Origin of the sequence: Nocardia brevicatena NBRC 12119 (genome assembly GCF_000308495.1) — a bacterium.
Taxonomy (GTDB): Bacteria; Actinomycetota; Actinomycetes; order Mycobacteriales; family Mycobacteriaceae; genus Nocardia; species Nocardia brevicatena.
This window is the reverse complement of sequence record NZ_BAFU01000236.1, coordinates 24082-33041: the sequence shown is the minus strand read 5'-3', so window position 1 is coordinate 33041 and position 8960 is coordinate 24082. Positions and strand designations below refer to the sequence as shown.

The window sequence follows — 8960 nt, the reverse complement described above, 5'->3', positions numbered from 1 at the left end:
CCGCTTTTTCCAGGAACTCGGCCTTCATCCGTAGCTCGCGGTTCTCCCGCTCCAACTCACGCAACCGCGCTCGCTCCGAAATCGCGAGCGGTTCTTCCTCGTCCGGGTGCTTTTTCCGGTACGCCGCCACCCAGTTGGTAAGCGTTCCGGAATTAATTCCCAGATCCCGTGCGACTGCCGCGATCGAACGACCGCCACTCTCGAGAACCATTTTCACGGCCTCGTCCTTGTACTCCGGTGAGTACTTCTTCCTCTGCTGAGCCACAGCCTATTTTCCCTCGAATTCCCGTAACCGCCCTACCAGGGGTCACTGTCCGGAGGAGACCGGGCACCTCACCCGGACTCGGGCACTACCGCCGTCAGCCGTCGGGGCTGACGGCCAAGCGAGGGTTGTGGGAGGTCCACTACGACCCCTACGACCTGTCGCGGGTATTCGTCCGTAATCACCATGACGGCGGCTGGATCACCGCGCCCTGGACGCACCTGCCGATGGTGGGTGCGCCGTTCGCGGATTTCACCTGGCGGCATGCTCGGCGGCTGGTTGCCGAGTCCGGCCGCGAGGTCACCGAAACCGAGATCGCCCGCGCTCTGGATGCGTTGCTGACCCGCGCCGAGCACGGACCCGACACCACCGGCCGCACGATCGTTGCCCGGACCCGCGCCGCTGCCGGACATCGCTCACCGGAGGCGTTGTCGGAGCTGGAATCAGAAGCTCAGCCCGAGCCGGAGCGGTCTGCGGTTTCCGAGTCCGCCGAGATCATTCCGTTCGGGATCTTCGATGCCGACGCCGAAGCGGAGAGGTGGATATGACACGACGAGCCGTCGACGATGACGACACGCCGTCCGGGGACGAATCGTTGATGACGAAGGAGGGCTGGCGGCGGTTTGCCGAGTTCGATCCCGAGCCACCACCGGAGCCGGTGGCGGTGACGGCGCTGTCGTCTCGTGATCGGGCTGCGGCCGAGGAGAAGCGCCGCGACTACCACGGGCAGTTGCCGTTGGTGAACACCCCGACCATCCGCCAGATGCTGCGCACGGGCCGGATGCTGGTCCAGCTCAACCGCGGGCAGGTTTCCGCCCGGCGCGGGTTGATGCTGTCGGGAGCCTCCGGGACAGGCAAGACTACGGCCTTGACCCAGTTGGGCCGCACCCATGAACGCGCGATCCGCAAACGCCATCCCGGCCCGGCCGGATCGAACCGGATCCCGGTCGTCTATGTCACCGTCCCGCCCGCCGCCACACCGCGGATGCTTGCGGTTGAGTTCGCGCGGTTCTTCGGGCTCGAATTCGGCAGCCGCGCGAACATGCCCGATATCGTCAGCGCGGTCTGCGTGACCGCGGCGCGGACGAAGGTGGATCTGGTGCTGGTCGACGAGATCCACAATCTGAACCTGGCCACTCGTTCCGGAGCCGAAGCGTCCGACCAGCTGAAGTATTTCGCCGAACGCCTGCCCGCTACCTTCGCTTACGCAGGAATAGAGGTCGAAGCCCAGGGGTTGTTCGCCGGGGTCCGGGGTCGGCAGATCGCCGGACGGTTCACCCTCATCAGCTCCACCGCCTTCGCCTACGGGACCCGTGACCAACGCGAGACATGGCGCGCGCTGATCGCCTCGCTCGAAAGCATGCTTGCGCTGCACCACCACCCACCGGGCACCCTGGTTGGTCTGGCCGAATACCTCTATCAGCGCACCGGCGGCATGATCGGCAGCCTCTCGCAGCTGATCCGCGGCGCAGCTATCCTCGCCATCGACGACGGCAGTGAGAAGATCACCCGGGCGTTGCTCGAGGAGATCCCCGTCGACTACGCGGCTACCCGCAGCGCGCCGCCACGCCGCCGCCCGGCTACCGGCCGCACACAAGCGAGTGCCTGATGGGTTCACGGTTGCCGATCCGCATACGACCGGCCCGCGACGAGATCGCGGTCTCCTACCTGAACCGGTTGGCGGCTCTGCACGAGATGCCGTTCACCGAACTCTGGACACAGGTCAGCTCCTCACGCAAGGGCACCAGCACTCGCCGGCTCGACCCGGACCGGTTCGCCGCCGTCGTCGACCAGCCCCGCCGGCGACTGGCCCGCGCGATCATCGAACTACGTGACCCGGAGCCGGATTGGCTCGCCCTGCGCCACGAACCCCAACACGGCTGCCGCCGCTGCGCCGCCATTCACCCCGGTGGCCCTCCCCTGCAACTGCTGGGCCACCACGAGCTGGTCTGCCTGCGTCACCGCCTCTGGATCGGGCCGCCCGACCTGACCGGATTCCCACAACCCGATCTGAGCGAACTACCGGAAATCGTTGCCGCGCAGCGAGCGCACCTGCGGCTGCTCAGCCGACTCGGACCGGCAGCGACATTCGACGCGGTCCTCACCGGTTTCCTCGTCTGTGCACACCGATGGAGCGCACGAGGACAACCTCCGCCTGGGGATGCGCGACACCGGTGGACCGAACGCGCGCAGAAGCTGATCCCGACCGGCACCGAGCTGACGACCTTCACTCCCTCGAAATTGTTCGCAGCCACCTACCCCGAAGCCGTCGACATCGCCGAAGTCCTCGGCTCACTACACTGGCGGCGCCTGGCTGCCGGTGGTCCGGATATGCAACGACGATTCTGCGGCGAGATCGGGCGGCGTCTCGGCCAACCCCACTACCAGCCACACGTCGTCGGCGACGCCATCGCCCACTGGATCTCCCAGGACTGCTGGCGGTCACCGAGCCGGCCGATTCACGACTACCGAACCCAACGCACCTACGGCGGACCCAGCTACCGCAAACCGCAGCCCCGCAACGAAGACGCCCGGTTCACCAGCGCCGCCTGGTTTGCCCTGCACCGTTGCGGCGGCGACGCCATGCTCCACCACCGCAGCCTCGCGCCCGTCATCACCCGCGAATGGAGCGAGCAGCACACATTGTTCGAAAGCGCGATCAATGCCACAGCAGCAGTGCCGATGACCCGGACCCAATACGCCGGCCACGGGAGCCGGAGCGGAGCACAACGGCCCGCGTTCCGGCGGCCGGAGGCCGCACCGTCAGGCTACCTCGCCAACGCCACCGAACCCGCGCCTTGGCCGCCGGCGCAGCCACGACAAGACCCCAAACCACGGCCATGGTCGGAAAGCGAGCGCTCCTACTTCACACCCAACACACGCCGACGACGGCAGTCCCGGCGCGGTTGAGGTACTCGAGTGGATAACACCGACCATGGCGACAGGGTGGGATCAGGCGTGTGAGGGTCGCGCCTTGTCCGGGCTGATGATGCCGTGCAACACAAGGTTGAGAAGGCGGTCCCCGGCAGGGTCGGTGGTATCGGTCTGGCCGCTGGCCCAAGCAATGGCGCTGGCGATTTTGACGATGTCTTCGGTGGTGGCGTCCGGGTTTGCACGTCCGGACTGTTGGGCGCGGGCCAGCACAGCCCCGGCCGCGGCCATTGCCGCCGCGCAATGCGGGGCCAAGGGGCTGTCGGGGAACTCGAGAGCGCGCATGATCTCGTCGGACAGCCCTCGCACACGGCGAATGTGTGCCACCAACGAGGCAATCCATTGCCATAAAGCGGCTCCGGGATCAGGCGCAGTGTCGAGGGTGGTCGCGAGTGCGGTGACTTCGTCGAGGCTGGTGCCGACCACGGCGGCGATGAGATCCTCTCGCTGCGGAAAGTGCCGGTAGAGGGTGGCCGGACCAACGCCGGCGCGCCGGGCGATCTCATTGAACGACACATCGACTCCTTCGCTGACGAACATTGCGCGGGCGGTCTCGAGAAGTCGTCCGCGGCTGCGCCGGGCGTCGGCTCGCACGCCGCCCGGCGGAGGTGATTCGGCTCGCTCCACAGGACTCCCTTGCTTAATCGGAACGCCGCTCCGTATATTCGGAATGCCATTCCGAATTATAGTGGACAGGATCCAATATGGTGTTGCCGCCGAACATGCCACGCACCGGCATCTGGGTGAACGGGCTCGATCTGCAAGCGCCTGCTGCGGCGACTGAGCTGGTGGCGGAGTTGGAGGAACTGGGGTTGGGCGCGATCTGGCTCAGTGAAGGGCTCGCGCACGATCCGTTCGTCACTGCCGCGGGCCTGCTCGCCGCAACCCGCAGACTGCTGGTCGGTACGGGGATCGCGGTGACCTATGGTCGCCATCCACATTGGATGCGAGCATCGGCCCGGGCTCTCCTGGATTCCTACCCGGATCGCTTCGTCTTCGGGGCCGGTACATCCAATCCCCGCGTCGTCGAAGGAGTACTCGGACTCGAATACCGCAGACCGTTGGCCACCTTGCGCGAGTACCTCGACGACCTCGATACACCGGACACCTTGCGAACCCAGCTCGGACTGCCGGACGCCGGGCGGTTACCCCGCATACTGGCGGCACTCGGGCCACGCGCATTGCAGCTGGCTCGGGACCGGGCCGACGGAGCCATCACTTATCTTGTGACGCCCAAGCACACCGCACAGGCACGCGCCGCCCTCGGGCCGGACCGGAGGCTGGTGGTCGAACAGGCTGTCGTGATCGGGGCCGACGATGCGGACGCCAGAACCCGCGGCCGCGCACACGTGGCCGCCTATCTGTCCAACCCGGGCTACCGTGCGAGCTGGCAGCGACTCGGCTTCACCGACGCCGATCTCGCCGCACCAGGCAGCGACCGGCTCGTCGACGCACTGGTTGCGATCGGGGAGAACCAGGTGGAACAACGGATCGCCGCCCACATCTCCGCCGGCGCCGATCACGTCTGCCTTCAGGCGCTACCAGCCGAGCCGTTCACCATCCCGGCACAACAGTGGAAGCTTCTGGCCTCTCTATTGGGCAGTCGACGCTGACAGGTGCGTGTTCGGTGCCGTTCAAGGGCCGCTTGCCGGCGCGGCGTTTCCTTCCTGGACACCTGGGGCCCCACATCCTTCAGCTCGTAGAGCCGCGTGATCTCTCGAACTCCAAGAAAAACTTCAGGAACGCTGACGGACGAAAGCTCGATGCAGCAGCAGGCGCTCTAAAATCCGCAAAGTAGATCCGAACCGCCGAGGAGCCCAATCCTTTCGCGCAACCTTTCGCGTCCCAGGTCGGCTGGTCGATATCCGCAAGATTGAACCAGAACGGACAGTAGCGAGTGGGAAGTGGTGGGACGGATAGTGTGTGAGGGCAGGGATGGTGGAGTGCGTGAATGGGTGTGCGGTGAATGGGAATTCAGGGGTGGGGCCGACATTGGCGAGTTCGGGGCGGTGGCGCTGACTTTCAGGGACTGAGACCACCAGTCCGCGCCCATACGGGCGGGCCAGATGGTTGAACAGGGCACGTGCCCGGTCGGCTAGGCCGGCGCCGCCGGATACCACTGGCCCGTGGCGCAGGTTCAGCAGGATCCGGGTTCGGGTTGCATTCTGTACCCGGGTACAGGCTTACCGTGGTGATATGACGATGTCTCCTGGTGCGGAGGGGTGGGTGCCGGATTCGTGCACCCTGCCGACGGTCGAGCAACCTGTCCGGCTCGCCGAGTTCGACCGGTTCTTCGCCGAGGCCGTCCGCGCCGTGCGCCGGCCGGATCCGGCTCGGCTCGAACTCGTTGTGGATCCGGCGGCCGAGCCGGTGACGCGGGATCTGGCGGCACGCGAGTCGAGCTGCTGCTCGGTGTTCACTTTCGACTTCGATTCCAGCGAGGCCGGGCTGGTAATGGGGGTCGGCGTTCCCGCCGCCTATGCCGAGGTGCTCGACGCCCTCGGCGCCCGGGTGGACACCGCGGGCGGTGAGGGCCGGTGACCGCGCTGCGCACCGGTGAGCTGGCCGCGGCGGTCGGTGTGAACGTGCAGACGCTGCGCTATTACGAACGTCGTGGCCTGCTGGCCGAGCCGGATCGCAGCGTGGGTGGGCATCGGTTGTATCCGGAGCGGGCGGTGACGGTGTTGCGGGTGATCAAGGCCGCTCAGCGGTTGGGGTTCACCCTCGACGAGGTTGCCGACCTGCTTACGGCCACCGGGCTCGGGCAGCCTCGAGCCAAGGCCGGGTTGCAGGCCCGCGCCGCGGTCAAGCTGGCCGAGGTCGATGCGAAACTCACCGAGTTGACCCTGGTGCGCGACACCCTGCGCGCGGCGTTGGCCGCTGGGTGTGACGACCTGGTCGTGTGCAGCGAGACTCCAGGCTGCCCGGTGCCATTCGACACCGCGTCCGACCACTCCGGCAGGGAAGGGGACAGCCGTGGTTCCTGAGCCGAGAAGATGGGTCACGGAGGGGCGCCGATCGTCGCACTGCCGGTGTGCGTGCGGGCGCAGGTTGCCGGATGTGCCGCGGCCTCCGCCGGAATCCAGGATTAGGCTCCGTCGATGACCGTGTTGCGTTCGATCCTGCTGTTCGCTCTGGCTGCCGTCGCCGAGATCGGTGGTGCCTGGCTGGTCTGGCAGGGAGTGCGTGTGCATCGCGGCTGGGCTTGGATCGGTGCCGGCGTCATTGCGCTGGGTATCTATGGGTTCGTCGCGACGCTGCAGCCCGATGCGAACTTCGGGCGCATCTTCGCCGCCTACGGTGGGGTGTTCATCGCGGGATCGCTGTTGTGGGGCATGATGCTCGACGGCTTCCGGCCCGACCGCTGGGACGTGATCGGCGCCGGTATCTGCCTCATCGGGGTTGCGGTCATCATGTACGCGCCACGCCCGGATTGATCCGGGAAGAGCTCGGCCGTCGTCCGGGGTGCCGTGCCCTGCTGCGCGGCCTTCCCTCATCGCGTATCACGGTCGGGAGTTCTCGGGTCTGCAGGCGTCGGCGCTTGTGGCACCTGTGTTGGGGACGTTTCGCCCAGTGGGCCCCGACGGTGGAGAGAAGGTGCGCTCCTCGGAACCAGTTGCCGTGCGCACGGTCTCCGGCAGAGGACCGGGTGTGCGAGTGATGGACGGGTGTGCGCACGACTCGGGCGATACGGCGGGTGTGCGCACAGTGCGCGCCTGGCGTGTGTGCATGGCGTCAACCGTCGTCTGGGCGCACCGGCACCGGAGGAGTGATCACGCTGGGAGTCCGGCGCGGTCGAATTCGCGTTGTAGTCGTGGTCGGCGGCGATGGGTTTCCCGGAGTTCGAGGATGAACCTGTCGACCTCGTCTTGTTTGTCGGTGCCGTCGGCGAGTGTGCGCATCTTCTTCAACCGGCGGGCCGCGATCTGGTAGTGGCGGGCGCCGGCCTCGGTCAGTTCGGCGAGGACCAGGTCGGTGAGCGCGGGGAGGACGGCGAGCGGGTCGATTTTTTCGTAGGCGGTGACGAGCAGGCTCCAGGTGTCGGCGTCCTGCAGGTTCAGGGAATGCGCCAGCTGCCAGGCCAGCTCGGTGTCCCGCAATGATTGGAGGGCGAACAGGACCGCGTGCCGTGGCGTCGGCGATAGTCGTTCGAGTGTCGCGTCGTGGTAGTCGGGCCAGGACTCTCCGGCGCTTCTGTGCAGGCGGGCTGCGGTGCCGGAGGCCGGCCAGCGGGTGAACACTTCCCACCGTGCCGAGAGTTCTTCGCCCGGCCGGTGTTCGGCCAGCAGTGTGCACCAGTATTCGGCGGCTTGGTGTGCTTGGTGGCCGTGGTCGAAGTCGGCGCCCTGTTTGGCCCAGTCGAGTGCGAGGTCGATCTGTCCGATTTCGGCGAGGGCTTCGGCGGTGTCGGTGAACCAGGCCGCGACCGCGCGGTCTCGGGAGTGGGTGGCGATGATTGCCTCGACATCGCGGTCGAGTACCGCCAGGCGGCGTGCGTTCCATTCCAGCGTGAATCGGGTGTGCTGATCCTCGCCCCACCGATCCCACGCCGCCTGGTCGCTGCGGTAGGGCTGTCCGGCTGGTGGTTGGGGTGCGGGTAGTTCGGGTCCGAGTCCGGCGTCGATCTCGGCGAGCTTCGCACGGTAGGCCGTGAGTCCTTTGTCGCCGAGGGCGGGCGCGTAGGCGACCGGGTCGAGTTCGAAGAAGTCGACCTCGCCCTCGAACTGGAATTTCAGCATCCACGCCACCAAGCGGGCTGCGGGTGGTTTCGCGGCCGTGGCGGCGACAGGATGCAGGCGCAGCAGGCGACGGCACGCATCCCCGATGATTCCGCTGGAATCATCGGCGCGGGCAATCACCTTCACCGCACTGGCAATTGCTTTCTGCGTCACCGCGAACACCTCCCGCGGATCGTCACCGGCGGCTGCCGCGGCGTCGAGAAGGTCGAGCGCCTCGTGCATCTGCCGGCCGTGCTCGTTCGCCGCGCTCCAGCGATGGAGATCGGTGCGGGTTCGGATCAACGGCAGCACAGCATCGGCGAGAGCGGACACGGCCACGATTGTGCCTTGAGCAGCGACCGCAGCCATCGGCCGGAGCGTCTGACCAGATTCTGTCCGCAGGTTTCCGATGCGGTGGAGTCGGCATGCTGATGCGACGGTGAATGTGGTTGGCGGATGCGGAAAAATTGCGTGGGTGAGACCCTCGATCGTCTTGGTGCGCCACGCTCGTTCCGTACCGCCCACGCTGGCCGGGCCCGGCGACGATCTCCGGCCGCTGACCGACACCGGTAAGGCGCAAGCGGAGAGGCTCGCCCCCACTCTCGCCACCCTCGAGCCCACGGCGATGGTGTCCAGTCCATACCTGCGTGCGGTGCAGACCCTCGAACCAACGGGGCGGATTCTCGGTATGCCGATCCGGATCGATCAGCAGCTTCCGGGAGTGGGATTCGGGGCTTGCGCCGGTTCCCGACTACGAGCACTACTACGAAGAAAGCTGGGCGAGCCCGCAGTGGGCGCGACCAGCGGCGGAAAGCCTGCACGAACTCACCGAGCGCGCGGTACGTGCCCTGACCGGTCTTCTCGCCGACGGTTCCGGTGCTCCGGTTCTCGTCGGCAGCCACGGCACCTTCATATCCCGGGCGCTGCTCGGGTTCGGTTGCTCCGGTATCGATTGGGACTTCCATCGGGCGATGCCGATGCCAGCGGTCTATCACCTCGCATTCGGTAATCGCCGCGTCCGTGTTGTCGGGCCTGGCCTATGACCGGAC

Annotated in this window: 10 protein-coding genes and 1 pseudogene; 8 read left to right on the top strand and 3 right to left on the bottom strand. The window is 66.9% G+C overall.

Annotation, left to right across the window (positions count from 1 at the left end):
- A partial coding sequence (locus tag ON20_RS28290) for a transposase (RefSeq protein WP_438803452.1) occupies positions 1–211 on the bottom strand: 211 nt, incomplete at its 3' end.
- 179 nt (positions 212–390) lie between these two features.
- On the opposite strand from ON20_RS28290, the gene ON20_RS28285 reads away from it, so the two are divergent.
- Genes ON20_RS28285 through ON20_RS28275 form a run of 3 tightly spaced genes read left to right on the top strand, consistent with a single transcriptional unit; the run spans position 391 to position 3172 of the window.
- Entirely contained in the window at positions 391–810 is a 420-nt protein-coding gene (locus ON20_RS28285; protein WP_051163547.1) for a hypothetical protein, read from the top strand.
- A complete protein-coding gene (locus ON20_RS28280) occupies positions 807–1871 on the top strand; it encodes an AAA family ATPase (protein WP_040840630.1) in 1065 nt (354 codons plus the stop codon). Before ON20_RS28285 ends, ON20_RS28280 begins: the two co-directional genes overlap by 4 nt.
- Positions 1871–3172, top strand: coding sequence for a hypothetical protein (locus tag ON20_RS28275; protein WP_051163545.1), 1302 nt, complete (start codon positions 1871–1873; stop codon positions 3170–3172). The genes ON20_RS28280 and ON20_RS28275 overlap by 1 nt, the downstream gene beginning before the upstream one ends.
- A 42-nt stretch (positions 3173–3214) precedes the next feature.
- On the opposite strand, the gene ON20_RS28270 is transcribed toward ON20_RS28275, so the two are convergent.
- Positions 3215–3787: a TetR/AcrR family transcriptional regulator gene (locus ON20_RS28270; protein WP_040840653.1), complete on the bottom strand. Its 573-nt coding sequence runs from the start codon at positions 3785–3787 to the stop codon at positions 3215–3217.
- 110 nt (positions 3788–3897) lie between these two features.
- Here ON20_RS28270 and ON20_RS28265 point away from each other — a divergent pair, with 110 nt between their 5' ends.
- The 4 genes from ON20_RS28265 (at position 3898) to ON20_RS28250 (ending at position 6630) form a co-directional block, all read left to right on the top strand.
- On the top strand, positions 3898–4806 hold the full coding sequence (locus ON20_RS28265; protein WP_040840628.1) for a TIGR03620 family F420-dependent LLM class oxidoreductase: 909 nt from the start codon (positions 3898–3900) through the stop codon (positions 4804–4806).
- Between the two features lie 583 nt (positions 4807–5389).
- The gene (locus ON20_RS28260) at positions 5390–5734 is read left to right on the top strand and encodes a hypothetical protein (RefSeq protein ID WP_218002669.1); all 345 of its coding nucleotides are present in this window, start codon (positions 5390–5392) and stop codon (positions 5732–5734) included.
- Entirely contained in the window at positions 5731–6180 is a 450-nt protein-coding gene (locus ON20_RS28255) for a MerR family transcriptional regulator (protein WP_040840624.1), read from the top strand. Before ON20_RS28260 ends, ON20_RS28255 begins: the two co-directional genes overlap by 4 nt.
- 114 nt (positions 6181–6294) lie before the next feature.
- Positions 6295–6630, top strand: a complete 336-nt coding sequence (locus tag ON20_RS28250) for a YnfA family protein (protein ID WP_040840622.1) — start codon at positions 6295–6297, stop codon at positions 6628–6630.
- A 336-nt stretch (positions 6631–6966) separates the two neighbouring features.
- Here the strand turns inward: ON20_RS28250 and ON20_RS28245 are convergent, their stop codons facing one another.
- Positions 6967–8280: a DUF6880 family protein gene (locus ON20_RS28245; protein WP_174361950.1), complete on the bottom strand. Its 1314-nt coding sequence runs from the start codon at positions 8278–8280 to the stop codon at positions 6967–6969.
- 40 nt (positions 8281–8320) lie between these two features.
- Between ON20_RS28245 and ON20_RS40735 the strand changes: the two are divergent.
- A pseudogene (locus tag ON20_RS40735) lies at positions 8321–8954 on the top strand (histidine phosphatase family protein).
- The last annotated feature ends 6 nt before the right edge of the window (positions 8955–8960 follow it).

What these genes read in the sequence shown, in the direction of transcription:
- ON20_RS28275 (WP_051163545.1), top strand. Translation starts at nt 1,871, where the DNA reads ATGGGTTCACGGTTGCCGATCCGCATACGACCGGCCCGCGACGAGATC.
- ON20_RS28260 (WP_218002669.1), top strand. Translation starts at nt 5,390, where the DNA reads ATGACGATGTCTCCTGGTGCGGAGGGGTGGGTGCCGGATTCGTGCACC.
- ON20_RS28280 (WP_040840630.1), top strand. Translation starts at nt 807, where the DNA reads ATGACACGACGAGCCGTCGACGATGACGACACGCCGTCCGGGGACGAA.
- ON20_RS28245 (WP_174361950.1), bottom strand. Translation starts at nt 8,280, where the DNA reads ATGGCTGCGGTCGCTGCTCAAGGCACAATCGTGGCCGTGTCCGCTCTC.
- ON20_RS28250 (WP_040840622.1), top strand. Translation starts at nt 6,295, where the DNA reads ATGACCGTGTTGCGTTCGATCCTGCTGTTCGCTCTGGCTGCCGTCGCC.
- ON20_RS28265 (WP_040840628.1), top strand. Translation starts at nt 3,898, where the DNA reads ATGGTGTTGCCGCCGAACATGCCACGCACCGGCATCTGGGTGAACGGG.